Raw genomic sequence first — 15,599 nt, forward strand, 5'->3', positions numbered from 1 at the left:
GAGCGACCCGGCGTACGACCGGCACCATCGCACCACCGACAGTACCCGCACCACCGGTACCACCGAGGGGCGGTCGCCCCGCGACGCGAGTCGCCCGGCGACCGCCCCTCTGCCGTCCCCGGAAGTCCGCCACAGGCCACCCGGAGGCCCCGACAGGGGCACCGGGAGGGTCGGCGCCGTACGTGCCAGGGGCACGTGCGCCACCGCCGGGACGGTCCACCACACCATCGGTCCGAGTCACCGAGCCGCATTACCACCTGGGGGCTTTCGCCGTCTTACGGAAGCGCTTTTCCGATGATCCGTTCTACTGCGCTGCCGTGATTCCCCGGCGCCGACCTGGCCCAAGATGACATGCTGCTCCGAGTCAGGGGGGTTGGTCCCAATGTCCGAAGTGTTCCGAGGGCTGCCGTTCCAGGGTTCACCAGAGGTCCGGCCGGAGGTCGACGTGTCCGCGAACATCAATCCCACCGTGCGCCGCCGACGCCTCGGCTCGGAGCTCCGCAAACTCCGCGAGGGCCTCGGGATGACGGCGGAGGAGGTGGCCGGACGGCTGATGGTCTCCCAGTCGAAGATCAGCCGGCTGGAGAACGGCCGCCGCAGCATCAGCCAGCGCGACGTGCGCGACCTCTGCGACGTGTACAACGTGGCCGACGAGCAGATGCGCGGCAGCCTCATGGAGATGGCCAAGGAGTCGCGCCAGCGCGGCTGGTGGCACGACTTCAACGACATGCCGACCCCGTACAGCGTCTACATCGGCCTGGAGGCCGAGGCCTCCTCGATCCGCGCCTACGAGTCCTCCTTCGTCCCCGGCCTGCTGCAGACCGAGCAGTACGCGCAGGCCGTGGTCGAGGGCACCCAGCCGGACACCGACGCGATCGCCGTGCAGCGGCGGGTGCAGGTCCGGATGAAGCGGCAGGAGCGCATCCACGGCGAGAACCAGCTGGGCAGCCTGTGGACCGTCATAGACGAGGCGGTGCTGCGCCGGGAGGTGGGCAGCCGCGAGGTCATGTCCCGCCAGCTGCGGCAGATGCTGGAGCTCAGCCTGCGCCCGAACATCACCATCCAGGTGATCCCGTTCGCGCACGGCGCCCACCCCGGTATGACCGGGACATTCTCCCTGCTGGAGTTCCCCGAGTCAGCCGATTCCACAGTTGTCTACTTCGAAGGTGTGACGAGCGACCTCTACCTGGAGAAGGATGCCGACGTGCGCCGCTATACCGGTCTCTACGACTACCTGAGAGCGGCCGCACTCGGTGTCACGGAGAGCCGGTCGCTGATAGCCGACATCGAAAAGGGATACCACGAATGATCACCCCGTCCGAGCACGGAACCCGCTGGCGCAAGAGCAGTCACAGTGGTGGCCAAGGCGCCTGTGTGGAGATCTCCGGACCGGCCACCGGGGCGGTGGCGGTCCGGGACTCGAAGGACCCGCTCGGCCCGCAGCTGCGCTTCTCCACCGAGGCCTGGAACGCGTTCGCGTCGGCCGCGGCGACGGGAGTCTTCGGCGAGGTCTGAACCGGCCCCGTGCTCGGCCCAGTTGCCCGTAGCGGTGACCGTCGCCCTGGAGCGGCGGCCGGTGCTACGGGCAACCGCCTTTTCCGGAACACCGGTTGAAGCCGGACGGAGCCCGCTCAGTGCACCACCGGGTACCGGGTGGACCAGTTGGCCCCCTCCGGGGTCCGCCGGTCGTGCAGTTCGGTGCCGTGCACCAGCTCCAGCACGAAGTCGTCGGCGAGTTCGAGGATCGCGCCGCGCCCCTCCAGCCCCGCCACCAGTCCCGGCGGCAGCGCGGTGTCCCCGTGCAGCACCCCGAGCAGGTTGCCGCAGATCGCGCCGGTGGAGTCGCTGTCCCCGGAGTGGTTGACGGCGAGCAGCAGGCCCGAGCGGACGTCGTGCGCGACCAGCGCGCAGTAGACCCCGATCGCCAGCGCCTCCTCGGCGACCCAGCCCTCCCCCAGCGCCTCGACCCGCTCGGCGGACGGCTCCCCGGCCCGCACCGCGTCCAGCGCGGCCCGCAGCGCGGCCGTGGTCTCCTCGTGCGCCTGCCGCTCGGAGAGCAGGGCCAGTGCGAGGTGGACGCCCTCCTCCAGGGTGCCGCCGCGCGCGACGGACTGGACGATCACCGCGAACGCGCCCGCCGCCAGGTAGCCGGTCGGGTGGCCATGGGTGAGCACCGAGCACTCCACCGCGAGCTGGAACACCAGGCCCGGCTCCCAGGTGGTGAGCAGCCCGAACGGCGCCGCCCGCACGACCGTGCCGCAGCCCTTGGAGTGCGGGTTCTTGGGCTGCTCCAGGGTGCCGAGCCGCTCGGCGTCCGGCCCGGTGAGGCCGGACAGGCAGCCCTGGCCGGGGGCCCGCTCGGCGTACAGCCACTCCTCGCGGCCGAGCCAGCCGAGGTCGGGGCGGCGCTCGTCCGGGCCCCAGTCGCGCTGGGTGGCGGCCCAGCGCAGGTAGGCCAGGTGCAGGTCGGTGGGCGGGTGCCAGCTGCCGGTGTCGCGCCGGATGTGGGCGCGGATCAGGCCGTCCACCGTCCAGAGGCTGAGCTGGGTGTCGTCGGTGACGGCGCCGGTGCGCCCGTACGCGGGGACGAAGCCGGTGACGCCCTCCGGGCCGTGCTGGGCCCGGATCTTCTCCAGGGGTTCGAACTCGACGCCGGCGCCGAGCGCGTCGCCGAGGGCACCGCCGAGCAGACAGCCCCGCACCCGGCTGCGGAAGTCCTGCTGCTGGGCGCGTGACCACAGTGGCATCACGACGGAGCGCCTTTCGTCGGGGTCGGGGGCGGGGGCCGCGCGACGCACGGCCGCGGCGCGCGCCCTGGCACTGTATTCGAAGACCCGAACGATTCAATGGCGTCCCTCACACACCGCACCGGGCCCCCGGCCGCCGGGCGGGCGGCGGCCGGGGGCCGGGGGCCCGGCGCGGTCTCAGTCGAGGACGGGAAGCAGCTCCGGCAGGTGCCCGTCCGAGGCCAGCGCGGCCGCCTGGCGCTCGGCCGGCACCTCGCCGTAGGTGGTGGTGCGCTGGCGGTGCGGACGGCCCGCGGCCTCGGCGATCGCCTGGAGGTCGCGCACCGACTTGTAGCTGCCGTACGCCGAGCCGGCCATCCGCGAGATGGTCTCCTCCATCAGCGTGCCGCCGAGGTCGTTGGCGCCGGAGCGGAGCATCTCGGCCGCGCCCTCCGCGCCCAGCTTGACCCAGCTGGTCTGGATGTTGGGGATGTGCGGGTGCAGCAGCAGCCGGGCCATCGCGACCACCGCGCGGTTGTCCCGGGCGGTCGGGCCGGGCCGGGCGATGCCGGCCAGGTAGACCGGCGCGTTGGTGTGGACGAACGGCAGGGTGACGAACTCGGTGAAGCCACCGGTGCGCTGCTGGATCTCCGCGAGCAGCCGCAGGTGCCCGAGCCAGTGCTCCGGGGTGTCCACGTGCCCGTACATCATCGTGGACGAGGAGCGGATGCCCAGCTCGTGCGCGGTGGTGACCACCTCGACCCAGGTCGCGGCCGGGAGCTTGCCCTTGGTGAGCACCCAGCGGACCTCGTCGTCGAGGATCTCGGCGGCGGTGCCGGGGATGGTGTCCAGGCCGGACTCCTTGGCCCGCTGGAGCCACTCGCGGATCGACAGGCCGGTCCGGGTGGCGCCGTTGACCACCTCCATCGGGGAGAAGGCGTGGACGTGGATGCCGGGCACCCGCTCCTTCACCGCGCGGGCGATGTCGAAGTACGCGGTGCCGGGCAGGTCCGGGTGGATGCCGCCCTGCATGCACACCTCGGTGGCGCCCACCTCCCAGGCCTGCGCGGCCCGTTCGGCGACCTGCTCCAGGGAGAGGGTGTAGGCGTCGGCGTCGGTGCGGCGCTGGGCGAAGGCGCAGAAGCGGCAGCCGGTGTAGCAGACGTTGGTGAAGTTGATGTTCCGGGTGACGCAGTAGGTGACGTCCTCGCCGACGGCGTCGCGGCGCACGTCGTCGGCGATCCGGCAGAGCGCGTCCAGGGCCGGGCCGTCGGCGTGGAACAGCGCCAGCGCCTGGTCGTCGGTCAGCCGGGCCGGGTCGTCGGCGGCCACCGCGAGGGCCGCACGCAGGTCGCCGGCGAGGCGCTCCGGCGCGCCCGCGGCGAGCACCTGCTCGCGCAGCACCTCCCAGTCGCCGTACACGTCCTCGAAGTCGGCCCGGCGGTCGGCGGTGCGGCCCTCGGTGTCGATGGCGGTGTGCAGGTCGGTCCGCCCGTACGACTGCGGCAGGTCCTCGGGCTCCTGCCAGGGCAGGCCGCGGGGCACCGCGGCCGGGTTCGCCAGGCCGGTCTCCGGGTCGGCCAGGGCGCGCACGTGCGGCAGCACCCGCGGGTCCAGCCAGGGCTCGCCGCGCAGCACGTACTCGGGGTAGACGGCCAGGCGCTCGCGCAGTTCGAAGCCGGCCGCGGCCGACTGCTCGGCCAGGCGCTCGATCTGCGGCCAGGGGCGCTCGGGGTTGACGTGGTCCGGGGTCAGCGGGGAGACCCCGCCCCAGTCGTCGATCCCGGCCTCGATCAGCCGCGCGTACTCCCCGTCCACCAGGTTCGGCGGCGCCTGGAGGCAGGCCGTCGGGCCCATGAGGTGCCGGGCCACCGCCACCGTGGCCACCAGCGCGTCCAGTTCGGCGTCCGGCATGCCGCGCATCGCCGTGTCCGGCTTGGCGCGGAAGTTCTGCAGGATCAGCTCCTGGACGCCGTGGTAGGCGCGGGAGACCTTGCGCAGCGCGAACAGCGACTCGGCGCGCTCCCGGTAGGTCTCGCCGATGCCGATCAGCAGGCCGCTGGTGAAGGGGACGGAGCTGCGGCCGGCGTCCTCCAGCACCCGCAGCCGGACGGCGGGTTCCTTGTCCGGGGAGCCGTGGTGCGGGCCGCCGGGCTCGCTCCACAGCCGGGTGGCGGTGGTCTCCAGCATCATGCCCATCGAGGCGGAGACGGGCTTGAGCCGCTGGAAGTCCGTCCAGCTCAGCACCCCGGGGTTGAGGTGCGGGAGCAGGCCGGTCTCCTCCAGGATGCGGATGGACATCGCCCGCACGTAGGCGATGGTGTCGTCGTAGCCGTGCGCGTCCAGCCACTCGCGGGCCTCGGGCCAGCGGTCCTCGGGCTTGTCCCCGAGCGTGATCAGGGCTTCCTTGCAGCCGAGTTCGGCGCCGCGCCGGGCCACCTCCAGCACCTCGTCCGGGGACATGAACATGCCGTGCCCGGCCCGGCGCAGCTTGCCGGGGACGGTGGCGAAGGTGCAGTAGTGGCACTTGTCCCGGCACAGCCGGGTGAGCGGGATGAAGACGCTCCGGGAGTACGTGATGACGCCGGGCCGCCCGGCCGCCTCCAGCCCCGCGTCGCGCACCCGGGCGGCACCGGCACACAGGTCGCGCAGGTCCTCGCCTCTGGCTTGCAGCAGCACGGCGGCCTCGGTCACATCGAGGGCGACGCCGTCCCGGGCGCGGCGCAGGGCGCGCCGCATCGCGTTCGCGGTCGGGGGGTTGCTTTCGTCCATGGCGGTTGCGTCCATGGCGCGACCATACGCCAGGTGTCGTACGTTCGGAGGAGACGACCCTGACGCCGTCTCAGGGTCGTCGTACCCACCAGGGTCCCCTCGAACTGGCCCTGCAGGGCGATGACGCGGGGGCGGCGGCGGCCTCTAATGGAAGAGCAACGCCAATCGCACGTGTCCGCAGAGGAGTTGAGTACGCCATGACCGATGAGACGGTGACGGGGGAGCAGTTGGAGGAAGGGGTGCCGTACCGATCGCGGCGGCGCACCCTGGTACGGGCCGGGGTGCCGGTGGCCGTGGCCGCGGTGATCGCCGCCGGGGTCGGTCTGGTGCCCGCGCTGGCGGCCGACTCCCCGCCGGACCTGCCCGCCCTGTCGGCGGAGCAGGTGGTGGCCAAGGCGCTCGGCTCGGACGCGCAGAGCCTGTCCGGGACGGTCTCGGTCTCCACCGACCTCGGGCTGCCCAGCCAGCTGCTGGGCGCGGCGGCCGGCGGGCTCGGCGCGGCGGCCGGGCGCGGCGGCGACCAGGGCAAGGGCTCCTCGGCCGACCCGCAGTCCAAGCTGCTCGGTCTGCTCGGCGGCGACCAGACCCTGCGGGTCGCGGTCGACGGCCCGGACCGCCAGCGGGTGGACCTGCTGGAGAACATGGCCGGCTACACCCTGGTCCACAACGGCGACCAGAGCTGGGCCTGGGACAGCTCGACCAACAGCGCGGTGCACCTGACCGGGCGGCCGGCCGCCGGGCACCCCGAGGCCTCCAAGGCCCCGAAGACCCCGCTGACCGGGGTGCCGACCACCCCGCAGGAGGCGGCCCGGCAGTTCCTGACCGCGAGCGCCGGCACCACCTCGGTCGCCGTGTCCGGGACGGCCAACGTGGCCGGGCAGAAGGCCTACCAGCTGAGCGTCAAGCCGACCCAGTCCGGCTCGACCGTCGCCGAGGTCCGGATAGCGGTGGCCGCCGACAACGGAGTGCCGCTCTCGGTGGTGGTGAAGTCCACGGACGGCTCCACCGTGCTGGACGTCCACTTCACCGACGTGTCCTTCGCCAAGCCGGCCGCCAAGACCTTCGACTTCGCGGTGCCCAAGGGCGCCAAGGTGACGGAGCAGAAGGCGGACGAGGCCGGGAAGGGCGCCGAGGCCGCGAAGGGCGCCGAGGCCGCGAAGGGCGCCGAGGCCGCGAAGGGCGCCGAGGCCGGGAGCCACCAGGGCGACGCCAAGGACCACGGCGGCGTGAACGTGATCGGCGAGGGCTGGACGGCCGTGGTCTCCACCCAGCTGCCCAGCGCCGTCGAGGCCCCCGCCGGGGACGCCCAGGGCAAGGGCGACGGCAAGCAGGGCAAGCGCCACGGCCAGCCGCTGAACCCGCAGGCACTGGTGAAGTCGCTCGGCAAGCAGGTCGGCGGCGGCACCCTGATCAGCACCAAGGTCGTCAACGTCCTGCTCACCGACGACGGCCGGGTCTTCGCCGGCGCGGTGACCCTGCCGGTCCTCCAGCACGCCGCCGGGGTGAACTGACGGATGACCGAGGCTCCCGTAACGGGGGACGTTACGGAGTCGGCCGGGGGTCCGGGCGCCGCACCGCGCCCGACCCCCGTTGCTCCCGCTTCCCGTACCACTTCCCCTACCTCCCCCACCTCCACCGCCTCCCCCGGCGACGACGTGATCAGGACCCGCGGCCTGACCAAGCGCTTCCGGGGCGGCCAGCTCGCCGTGGACGGCCTGGACCTGACCGTGCCGCGCGGCTCCGTCTTCGGCTTCCTCGGCCCCAACGGCTCCGGCAAGACCACCACCATCCGGATGCTGATGGGCCTGATCGCCCCCACCTCCGGCGCGGCCGCCGTCCTCGGCGAGCCGATGCCGCAGTCCGTCGCCAGCGTGCTGCCCCGGGTGGGCGCGCTGATCGAGGGCCCGGCGCTGTACGGCTTCCTCTCCGGCCGGGACAACCTGGTCCGCTTCGACTCAGCCGACCCGACGGCCGACCCGCGCACCCGCAACAGCCGGGTCGAGGCCGCGCTGGAGCGGGTCGGCCTGAGCGCCGCGGCGGGCAAGAAGGCCCGCGCCTACTCGCTGGGCATGAAGCAGCGCCTGGGCCTGGCCTCCGCACTGCTGCAGCCGCGCGAGCTGCTGGTGCTGGACGAGCCGACCAACGGCCTGGACCCGCAGGGCATGCGGGAGATCCGCACCCTGGTGCGGGAGGTCGCGGCGGAGGGCACCACGGTGTTCCTCTCCTCGCACCTGCTCGACGAGATCGAACAGGTCTGCACCCACGCGGCGGTGATGTCCCGGGGCCGGCTGGTGGTGCAGGGCACCGTCGCCGAGCTGGCCGCCCGGGCGCAGGGCCGGCTGGTGGTCCGCACCCCGGACACCGCGCGCGCCGCCGAGGTGCTGGCCGCCCACGGGGTGGGCGCGCTGGTGCACGGCGAGGGGCGGCTGGACGGCGAGCCGGGCGACCGGGGCGACGACGCGTTGCCCAAGCTGTGCGCGGCACTGGTCGAGGCCGGGGTTCGGGTGTACGGCTTCGGGCTGGAGCGGGGCACGTTGGAGGACGCCTTCGTGGCGCTGACCGGGGAGGGCTTCGATGTCGCAGGCTGAGGCTTCGCAGGCCGGGGCGCCGCCGGTCGTCACGGGCCGGCGGCCGCAGAGCGCGTCCGGCTTCCTGTCGCTGTTCCGCAACGAGTTGCACCTGACCTTCCGCCGGATGCGCACCAAGGTGCTGCTGGGCATCCTCGCGGTGCTGCCGGTGCTGATCGGGGTGGTGGTCAAGCTCAACACCGACAGCCCTCACGAGGGCGGCGGCGGACCGAGCTTCATCGCGCAGACCACCCAGAACGGACTGTTCCTGGTCTTCACCGCGCTGGCCGTCGCGCTGCCGGTCTTCCTGCCGATGACCGTCGGCGTGGTGGCCGGGGACTCGGTGGCGGGCGAGGCGGCCACCGGGACGCTGCGCTACCTGCTGGTCGCCCCGGCCGGGCGGACGAGGCTACTGGCCGCCAAGTTCACCGCCGGGCTGGTGTTCTGCCTGGCCGCCACGGCGGCGGTCGCGGTGGCGGCGCTGGCCACCGGCGCCGCGCTGTTCCCGCTCGGCGAGGTCACGCTGATCTCCGGGGACACCATCGGCTTCGCCGACGCGCTGCTGCGGGCGGTGCTGGTGGCCGGGGTGGTCGCGGTCTCGCTGGCCGGGCTGGTGGCGATCGGGCTGTTCGTCTCCACCCTCACCGGCAGCGGCATCGCGGCGATGGCCGCGACCGTCGGTCTGGTGATCACGGTGCAGATCCTGGACGCCTTCCCGCAGCTGGACGCGATCAGGCCGTTCCTGTTCACCCACTACTGGCTGAGCTTCGCGGACCTCCTGCGCGCTCCGATGTACTGGGACGGCGTGTGGAAGGACCTCGGCCTTCAGGCCGCCTACGTCGCGGTGTTCGGCTCGGCGGCCTGGTCGCGGTTCACCAGCCGCGACATCAGCGCGTGAGCAGTATCAGCGCATGAGCAGTATCAGCGCGTGACGCTCTCCCGTGCCGGGGCGGACCGCGGCTCGGCCGCGGCCCGCCCGGCGCGGTCGAGCCGCACCTGGCGCAGCGCGTCCCAGGTGAGCACCGCCAGCGCGACCCAGACCAGGCCGAAGCCGGCCCAGCGCGCGGGCGGCATCGACTCGTGGAACACCGCGACGCCGATCAGGAACTGGAACACCGGCGCCAGGTACTGGAGCAGCCCGAGCACGGTCAGCGGCACCCGCACCGCCGCCGCGCCGAAGAACAGCAGCGGGATCGCGGTGATCACCCCGCTGAGCATCAGCAGCCCCGAGTGCCCCCAGCCGTACGAGCCGGCCACCGTGTGCCCGAAGGTGCCGCGCCCGCTGACCTCCAGGTAGATCAGGTAGCCCAGGGCGAAGGGGAACATGAAGGCGCTCTCCGCCGCGAGGCTCTCCAGCCCGCTCAGCCCGACCTTCTTCTTCAGCAGGCCGTAGGTGGCGAAGGAGAGCGCCAGGGTGAGCGCGATCCAGGGCAGCCGCCCGTACGCGACGCTCAGCACCGCGACGGCGAGCGCGCCGATGCCGACCGCCGCCCACTGCGCCCGGCGCAGCCGCTCCTTGAGCACCAGGACGCCGAAGGCGATGGTGACCAGGGGGTTGATGAAGTAGCCGAGGCTGGTCTCGACCACGTGCCCGGCGTTGACGCCCCAGATGTAGACGCCCCAGTTGATCGAGATCACCGCGGCCGCACCGGCCAGCATGGCGAGCCGGCGGGGCTGGCGCAGCAGCGGGCGTATCCAGCTCCAGTGCCGCTGGGCGACCAGCATCAGCACCACCGCGACCAGGGACCAGACCATCCGGTTGGCCAGGATGTCGTCGGCGGCGCCGGGCTCCAGGAGCGGCCAGAAGAGCGGGAAGAGCCCCCACATCCCGTAGGCCGCGAAGCCGTACCAGAGGCCTCGGCCGCTGTCCTGCTGGGTCGTCTGTGGCATGGCCGAGTGCCCTCCCGCGCGCGCGTGTGATCGAGGCGACGGTAGCGGGCGGGAGGGCGGACTGTCATCTCCGTTTCCGGATTTTGGTCATGACATTGCCTGAATGCTGGACGTGTCCGGCGTTCGCGGTGGTCAGACCATCGCGCCAGGTTCCCGGGGCCGCTTCGTCAGGCGCCCAGGGCGGCGCGAACGGACTCGGCCAGCGGGACGGTCGGGCGACCGATCAGCCGGGCCAGGTCGCCCGGGGTGCCGGCCAGCTCGCCGCGCGCGATGCCCGCGTCCACGTCGACCAGCGCCTGGGCGAAGCCCTCCGGCAGGCCCGCGCCGACCAGGGCGGCGAGGTGCTCGGCCGGGGTGACGTCGCGGTGCTCGACCGGCCGGCCGGAGGCCTCCGCCAGCTCGGCGGCCAGCTCCGACAGGCTCCAGGCGGCGTCGCCGCTCAGCTCGTACACCGCGTTCTCGCGGGTCTCGCCGCCCTCGCCGCCCTCGCCGCCGAGGAGGACGGCGACGGCCGCGTCGGCGTAGTCCCGGCGCGGGGCGGTGGCCACCCGGCCGTCCCCGTTGCTGCCGAGCACCACGCCGCGGGCCACCGTGCCGGCCGCGTCGCCCAGGTAGTTCTCGGTGTACCAGCCGTTGCGCAGGAACGCGTACGGCAGGCCGGAGGCGAGGATCAGCTCCTCGGTCGCCTTGTGCTCGTCGGCCAGCCGGAAGGTCGCCGCGCCCGGGATGCTGGTGTACGCGAGCAGCGCCACCCCGGCGGCCTTCGCGGCCTCGACCACGTTGCGGTGCTGCGGGATGCGGCTGCCGACCTCGCTGCCCGAGATCAGCAGCACCCGGTCCCCGGCGGCGAAGGCGCCGGCCAGGGTCTCGGGCCGGTCGTAGTCGGCCACGCGGACGGCCACCCCGCGCGCGGCCAGGTCGGCCGCCTTCTCGGCGGAGCGGACGACGACCGCGACCTCGGCGGCGGGCACCCTGGCCAGCAGGCCCTCGACGACGAGACGGCCGAGCTGGCCGGTGGCTCCGGTGACGACGTACATGGTGGTGCTCCTCTGGTTCTCGATGGCTCTCTGACCTCGTCACTCACCTTAAGGAGGGCACTAACCTTTCGAAAGTACGCACTTCAAAGTACGGTACTGACATCGAGGTAATGGCACCGAGGCAATGAGGTGGAGGTGAGGACATGGAGGTCGCGGAGGTCACGGAGGTCGCGAAGGAACTCCCGCCGCCGAACGTGTTCGACCGGATGTGCCCGTCCCGGGGTGTGCTGGAGCACGTGACCAGCCGCTGGGGCGTGCTGGTGCTCGGCGCGCTGTTCGAACGCGGCTACCGGTTCAGCGAGCTGCGGCGGCGGGTGTCCGGGGTCAGCGAGAAGATGCTCGCCCAGACCCTCCAGACGCTGGAGCGGGACGGCTTCGTACGGCGCGAGGCGCACCCGGTGATCCCGCCGCGGGTCGACTACAGCCTCACGCCGCTGGGCCGCGAGGCGGCCGAACTGGTCGCCGCGCTGGCGCACTGGTCCGAGCGGCGGGTGCCGGAGGTCGTGGCCGCGCGCGGGGAGTACGACGAGCGGGTCACCGCTCCCTGATCAGCGCTTCGAGGCCGTCGAGGACACGGGCCAGGCCGAAGGCGTAGGCGTGCTCCGGGCTGTACGCGCCGCCGTGCGCCTGGCCGGCGGCGGCCCCGACGCGGGCGGCCACCGGGTAGCGCTCGGCGTCGAAGACCCGGGCCAGCAGCGGGGCGTTGGCCTCCCACCACCGGGCGTCGGTCATCGCGCTCTCCTGCTGGGCGGCCCGCGCGTCGGCGACCATCCGGGCGCAGGTCTGGACGAAGCCGAGCAGGTGGGTCAGCGCGGCGTCCAGCTCGACGTCGGGCAGGCCGGTGCCCTCGAAGGCGCGCAGCTCGTACTCGTACTTGGCCATCAGGCCGGGCCCGAGCGGCGGGCGGCTGGTGGAGACGGCGGCGACCCACGGGTGGGCGTGGAACAGCGCCCGGTTGTCGTCGGCGACGGCGGTCACCCGGGCGCGCCAGCCCTCGTCGGCCGGGGTGCTGCGGGGCGTGGTCGCGTAGACGGTGTCCAGCATCAGGTCGAGCAGTTCGGCCTTGCCGGGCACGTAGGTGTAGAGCGCCATCGGGGACAGCCCGAGCTCCTGGGCGACCCGGCGCATGGTGACGGCGTCCACGCCCTCGGCGTCGGCCAGGGCGATCGCGACGGCGGCGATCTCACCGGTCGAGCGGGCCTGCCTGGGGCCGCGCCGGCCGGGCTTCTCCTCGGCGGTCAGCCCCCAGAGCAGGGCGAGGGTGCGCGCCGGGTCTCCTGCGCTGCTGCGGTCCGTGGCCATGCCCGGATCCTTTCACGGCGCCCGCCGGCCGGGACGGCTACCGTCTCCCCCATGACCAGCCCAGAGCCGCTCCCCGGCACCGACACCACGCAGCCCCTCCGCCCCCGGGTGACCTGCCGCCGCTGCCACCGGCCGCTGCACGACCCGGAGTCGCGGATGCTGCGGCTGGGGCCGGAGTGCCGGGACCCGTCGGAGCGGGTGGACCGGTACGAGGTGGACCAGGAGCCGCTGCCGGGGGTGGGGTGACGGCTGAAGCCGGCTAGGCCCCGCTCAGCCCCGGCCGAAGAGGCGGCGCAGGCGCCCGGGGCGGGGCTCCGGGCGCTGCTCCGGCTCCGGCCGGCGTACCGGTTCCGGCCGTACGGGAGCCGCGGGCTCCCCCGCGGTGCCGTCCCGGAGGTCCTCGGCGGTGTCCTCGGCGGCGCCGTCCCGGTCGGCCTCGGCGGCGCCGTCCCGGTCGTCCTTGGCGTCCGCCTCCGCGATCAGGCGCCGGGCGAGGTCGCGGTCGGCCGGGTCCAGCCACGGCGCGGCGAGCGCCAGGGAGGCGTAGGAGCGCAGGATCGTCACCACCCGGCCGCGGCTCGCCCGGGCGGCGTGGTGCAGCCGCCGCCCCAGCAGTGCGGCGATGTCGGCGCGGGTGGCGGGCTGCGTCCAGCCGATCGCGACCAGGGCGAAGCCGGCCGCCTCGACCACCCAGTCCTCGGGCCCGAGCAGCAGGTCGCGCAGCACCCGGCGGCGTTCGGAGGACTCCCAGGGCTGGTCGGCGCGGTGGTGCGCGATGCCGAGGCAGGCGAAGGCCTGGACCGCGCGCACCCACAGTTCGGGCTGGTGGGCGAGCAGGGCCTGGCCGAGCTCGTCCTCGCGGGGCAGCGGCGGGTGGACCAGGACGGCGAGCAGGTCGTCCAGCGGCAGCCCGGCCAGCCGGACGGCGTGGTCGTAGGCGGCCGGGACGGTCGGCCAGACGATCTCGGCGGTGGCGCGCACGAGTTCGGCGCTGTCCGGGGCCGGCGGGGCGACGGCCGGGCGCGGATCGGTGCCGTCCCAGGTCCAGATCCGGGTGGTCGGCTCGGTCAGCGGCAGCCGGGGGTCGGGTTCGCCGACGGACCGGTAGGCGATGGTGGCCTGCGGCAGGGCGAGCCGGACGGCCAGCAGCGAGCTGGGCGGCTCCACGGCGGAGACGGTGCAGTCGATCCGGGTGTCGCGGCTGGTGTCGGGGTCGGCGAGCACCTGGTGCAGCACGTTGACGGTCGCCTCGGTGGCGCCGGAGACCATGCCGAGCCAGGACTCGCGGTGGCTGAGCCGCTCCAGCAGTTCCTGGGCGTACTCGTGGTCGGGGTGGGCACGGTGGTGGTCGGCCAGGCCGAGCAGGTGGGCCGGGTCGCCGTCGGCGGCGTGGCGCAGCCCGTACCGGGCCGGGGCCGCCTTGGGGTGGTCGGGTTCGGTGGTGAGCACCCGGTCCAGCCAGGGCAGGCCGTCGGCGGGTCGGCCGAGGGCGCCGTACAGCTCGGCCACGTCGACGGCGAGGTAGCTGCTGGAGTTGTCCCGGTCCGGGGCGACCCTGGCCAGTTCGGCCTCCCAGACGACGAGCGCCGCCTCGGGGCGGCCGTCGGAGCGCAGCGCGTTGCCGAGCATCACGGCGGGCAGGTAGCCGGGGGCCAGGTGGTGGGCGTGCTCGGCGAGTTGGACGGCGCGGGCGGTGGAGCCGAGTCGGCGGGTCAGTCCGGAGGCCATCGCCAGCAGCAGCGGGTGCTCGCCGTGGTGGGCCAGTACGGCCTGCACGAAGTCGTCGAAGGGCCGTACGGCGTCGGCGAGTTCGGCGGGCAGCGGGTCGGGCAGCGAGCCGGCCGCGCGGGCCGTCGCCTGGGCGACGGCGTCCGGGTCGACCAGGGCGGGCAGGTCCTCGCGGGCGAGCCAGGCGGTGTGCGCCCAGGGGTGGGCGGGCTCGTACTGGATCGCCGAGGCGAGCAGGGCGACGGCGGTGTTCCAGTCCCCCGCGGCGGCCTCGACGTGGGCGCGGCAGACGACCGTGCCCAGGTAGACCTCGCCGTCCAGCGGGAACAGTTCGCGGGCCGCCGCCGGGCCGCCCGCGGCCGCGCACAACTCGGCCAGGGCCTCGTGCAGTTCGGGCAGTTGAGGGTCGGCGAGGATCGCGTCGGAGAGGTGGTCGGCGGCGTGCCCGAGGTCTCCGGAGTCGATCGCCAGCCGGGCGACGGCCACCTCGCCCTCGGCCGCCAGCCGCGCGTCGCCCTCGTCCTCGGTGTGCGCCATGCCTGTGTCCCCCGGTCGCGCCGTGTCGCTCGTCCGCAGTGTCGTCATACCTGCTGCGCGGAAGGCTATCCGGTGCGTATGACGGCCGGATGATCACCCCGCTGATCGCCCCGCAGAAAATTTCGTCCAACTCCTGAATCGGATACGACCCTTGCGAGTGGTTTGAAGGCCGGAACAGTTCAGGTTTCGGGCGTCGACGACCACGATTGGCTCCGCTGCTTCGAGAGCGAAGCACCGATGCCCCGAACTCCCCCTCACCTGGCGAGGAACGATGAAGTTCTCCCGAGCCCTGTCCGCGGTCGCCTCGGCCGCCGTCCTCAGCACCATCGCCCTGACCGGGCCGACGACCACGCAGGCGGCCGCCGCCGGCTCCTTCGTGGTCAGCGAGGCCCAGTTCAACAAGATGTTCCCGAACCGGAACGCCTTCTACACGTACAAGGGCCTGACCGACGCCCTGGGCGCGTACCCCGCCTTCACCACCACCGGCGACACCGCCACCCGCAAGCGCGAGGCGGCGGCCTTCCTCGCCAACGTCAGTCACGAAACCGGCGGCCTCAAGTACGTCGTCGAGCAGAACACGGCCAACTACAGCCACTACTGCGACAGCAGCCAGCCCTACGGCTGCCCCGCCGGGCGCAGCGCCTACTACGGGCGCGGGCCGCTGCAGATCAGCTGGAACTTCAACTACAAGGCCGCGGGCGACGCCCTGCACATCGACCTGCTGAACGACCCGTCCAAGGTCGAGAAGGACCCGGCCGTCTCCTGGAAGACCGGACTCTGGTTCTGGAACACCCAGAAGGGCGCCGGGACGACGACGCCGCACGACGCGATCGTCAACGGCAGGGGCTTCGGCGAGACCATCCGCAGCATCAACGGCGACCTCGAATGCAACGGCAAGAACCCGGACGAGCGCAACGACCGGATCAACCTCTACAAGCAGTTCGTGGGGGTGCTGGGCACGGACGTCGGCGGCGGGAACATCTCCTGCTGACCGCCGGTCCGCGCATCGTGGAGCAGGAGTCGGACAGGCCGACTCCTGC

General features: G+C 73.5%; 14 protein-coding genes. 8 read left to right on the forward strand and 6 right to left on the reverse strand.

What is annotated here, in order from left to right; genetic code table 11:
• Positions 1-445: 445 nt before the first annotated feature.
• Both RZ50_RS05790 and RZ50_RS05795 read left to right on the forward strand, forming a co-directional pair.
• Positions 446-1,309, forward strand: coding sequence for a helix-turn-helix transcriptional regulator (locus tag RZ50_RS05790; RefSeq protein WP_196951910.1), 864 nt, complete (start codon positions 446-448; stop codon positions 1,307-1,309).
• Positions 1,306-1,515 carry a DUF397 domain-containing protein gene (locus tag RZ50_RS05795; RefSeq protein ID WP_196951911.1) on the forward strand — a complete coding sequence of 70 codons (210 nt, stop codon included), beginning with the start codon at positions 1,306-1,308 and terminating at the stop codon, positions 1,513-1,515. The genes RZ50_RS05790 and RZ50_RS05795 overlap by 4 nt, the downstream gene beginning before the upstream one ends.
• A gap of 116 nt (positions 1,516-1,631) precedes the next feature.
• On the opposite strand, the gene RZ50_RS05800 is transcribed toward RZ50_RS05795, so the two are convergent.
• Together RZ50_RS05800 and RZ50_RS05805 are read right to left on the reverse strand one after the other, a co-directional pair.
• The gene (locus RZ50_RS05800; protein WP_196951912.1) at positions 1,632-2,747 is read right to left on the reverse strand and encodes an ADP-ribosylglycohydrolase family protein; all 1,116 of its coding nucleotides are present in this window, start codon (positions 2,745-2,747) and stop codon (positions 1,632-1,634) included.
• 177 nt (positions 2,748-2,924) lie between these two features.
• Entirely contained in the window at positions 2,925-5,513 is a 2,589-nt protein-coding gene (locus tag RZ50_RS05805; RefSeq protein ID WP_254801996.1) for a bifunctional FO biosynthesis protein CofGH, read from the reverse strand.
• A 182-nt stretch (positions 5,514-5,695) separates the two neighbouring features.
• On the opposite strand from RZ50_RS05805, the gene RZ50_RS05810 reads away from it, so the two are divergent.
• From RZ50_RS05810 to RZ50_RS05820, 3 genes are read left to right on the forward strand one after another with little or no spacing between them, the layout of a single operon-like run.
• Positions 5,696-7,009: a DUF2092 domain-containing protein gene (locus RZ50_RS05810; protein ID WP_196951913.1), complete on the forward strand. Its 1,314-nt coding sequence runs from the start codon at positions 5,696-5,698 to the stop codon at positions 7,007-7,009.
• 3 nt (positions 7,010-7,012) lie between these two features.
• Positions 7,013-8,086: an ABC transporter ATP-binding protein gene (locus RZ50_RS05815; protein ID WP_196951914.1), complete on the forward strand. Its 1,074-nt coding sequence runs from the start codon at positions 7,013-7,015 to the stop codon at positions 8,084-8,086.
• Positions 8,073-8,963, forward strand: a complete 891-nt coding sequence (locus RZ50_RS05820) for an ABC transporter permease (RefSeq protein WP_196951915.1) — start codon at positions 8,073-8,075, stop codon at positions 8,961-8,963. The genes RZ50_RS05815 and RZ50_RS05820 overlap by 14 nt, the downstream gene beginning before the upstream one ends.
• 23 nt (positions 8,964-8,986) lie before the next feature.
• On the opposite strand, the gene rarD is transcribed toward RZ50_RS05820, so the two are convergent.
• Together rarD and RZ50_RS05830 are read right to left on the reverse strand one after the other, a co-directional pair.
• Positions 8,987-9,955 (reverse strand): EamA family transporter RarD, encoded by a 969-nt coding sequence (gene rarD, locus RZ50_RS05825; RefSeq protein WP_196951916.1) that lies wholly within the window; start codon positions 9,953-9,955, stop codon positions 8,987-8,989.
• Positions 9,956-10,122: 167 nt separating this feature from the next.
• The gene (locus RZ50_RS05830) at positions 10,123-10,992 is read right to left on the reverse strand and encodes an SDR family oxidoreductase (protein ID WP_196951917.1); all 870 of its coding nucleotides are present in this window, start codon (positions 10,990-10,992) and stop codon (positions 10,123-10,125) included.
• A 143-nt stretch (positions 10,993-11,135) separates the two neighbouring features.
• Between RZ50_RS05830 and RZ50_RS05835 the strand changes: the two genes are divergently transcribed.
• Positions 11,136-11,540: a helix-turn-helix domain-containing protein gene (locus tag RZ50_RS05835; RefSeq protein WP_196951918.1), complete on the forward strand. Its 405-nt coding sequence runs from the start codon at positions 11,136-11,138 to the stop codon at positions 11,538-11,540.
• On the opposite strand, the gene RZ50_RS05840 is transcribed toward RZ50_RS05835, so the two are convergent.
• On the reverse strand, positions 11,527-12,294 hold the full coding sequence (locus RZ50_RS05840; RefSeq protein ID WP_196951919.1) for a TetR/AcrR family transcriptional regulator: 768 nt from the start codon (positions 12,292-12,294) through the stop codon (positions 11,527-11,529). The two genes, RZ50_RS05835 and RZ50_RS05840, sit on opposite strands and share 14 nt — an antisense overlap.
• Before the next feature lie 51 nt (positions 12,295-12,345).
• On the opposite strand from RZ50_RS05840, the gene RZ50_RS05845 reads away from it, so the two are divergent.
• Positions 12,346-12,540, forward strand: a complete 195-nt coding sequence (locus RZ50_RS05845; RefSeq protein ID WP_196951920.1) for a DUF6011 domain-containing protein — start codon at positions 12,346-12,348, stop codon at positions 12,538-12,540.
• A gap of 24 nt (positions 12,541-12,564) precedes the next feature.
• On the opposite strand, the gene RZ50_RS05850 is transcribed toward RZ50_RS05845, so the two are convergent.
• On the reverse strand, positions 12,565-14,559 hold the full coding sequence (locus RZ50_RS05850) for a hypothetical protein (protein ID WP_196951921.1): 1,995 nt from the start codon (positions 14,557-14,559) through the stop codon (positions 12,565-12,567).
• A gap of 271 nt (positions 14,560-14,830) precedes the next feature.
• On the opposite strand from RZ50_RS05850, the gene RZ50_RS05855 reads away from it, so the two are divergent.
• Positions 14,831-15,550 carry a chitinase gene (locus tag RZ50_RS05855; protein ID WP_196951922.1) on the forward strand — a complete coding sequence of 240 codons (720 nt, stop codon included), beginning with the start codon at positions 14,831-14,833 and terminating at the stop codon, positions 15,548-15,550.
• Positions 15,551-15,599: the final 49 nt, after the last annotated feature.

It is taken from the genome of Kitasatospora sp. SUK 42, from assembly GCF_015776785.2.
Lineage (GTDB): Bacteria > Actinomycetota > Actinomycetes > Streptomycetales > Streptomycetaceae > Kitasatospora.

Excerpts from the sequence above, each read along its gene's own strand:
- RZ50_RS05795 (WP_196951911.1), top strand. The coding sequence starts at position 1,306 with ATGATCACCCCGTCCGAGCACGGAACCCGCTGGCGCAAGAGCAGTCAC.
- RZ50_RS05800 (WP_196951912.1), bottom strand. The coding sequence starts at position 2,747 with ATGCCACTGTGGTCACGCGCCCAGCAGCAGGACTTCCGCAGCCGGGTG.
- RZ50_RS05805 (WP_254801996.1), bottom strand. The coding sequence starts at position 5,513 with ATGGACGCAACCGCCATGGACGAAAGCAACCCCCCGACCGCGAACGCG.
- RZ50_RS05810 (WP_196951913.1), top strand. The coding sequence starts at position 5,696 with ATGACCGATGAGACGGTGACGGGGGAGCAGTTGGAGGAAGGGGTGCCG.
- RZ50_RS05815 (WP_196951914.1), top strand. The coding sequence starts at position 7,013 with ATGACCGAGGCTCCCGTAACGGGGGACGTTACGGAGTCGGCCGGGGGT.
- RZ50_RS05820 (WP_196951915.1), top strand. The coding sequence starts at position 8,073 with ATGTCGCAGGCTGAGGCTTCGCAGGCCGGGGCGCCGCCGGTCGTCACG.
- rarD (WP_196951916.1), bottom strand. The coding sequence starts at position 9,955 with ATGCCACAGACGACCCAGCAGGACAGCGGCCGAGGCCTCTGGTACGGC.
- RZ50_RS05830 (WP_196951917.1), bottom strand. The coding sequence starts at position 10,992 with ATGTACGTCGTCACCGGAGCCACCGGCCAGCTCGGCCGTCTCGTCGTC.
- RZ50_RS05835 (WP_196951918.1), top strand. The coding sequence starts at position 11,136 with ATGGAGGTCGCGGAGGTCACGGAGGTCGCGAAGGAACTCCCGCCGCCG.
- RZ50_RS05840 (WP_196951919.1), bottom strand. The coding sequence starts at position 12,294 with ATGGCCACGGACCGCAGCAGCGCAGGAGACCCGGCGCGCACCCTCGCC.
- RZ50_RS05845 (WP_196951920.1), top strand. The coding sequence starts at position 12,346 with ATGACCAGCCCAGAGCCGCTCCCCGGCACCGACACCACGCAGCCCCTC.
- RZ50_RS05850 (WP_196951921.1), bottom strand. The coding sequence starts at position 14,559 with ATGGCGCACACCGAGGACGAGGGCGACGCGCGGCTGGCGGCCGAGGGC.
- RZ50_RS05855 (WP_196951922.1), top strand. The coding sequence starts at position 14,831 with ATGAAGTTCTCCCGAGCCCTGTCCGCGGTCGCCTCGGCCGCCGTCCTC.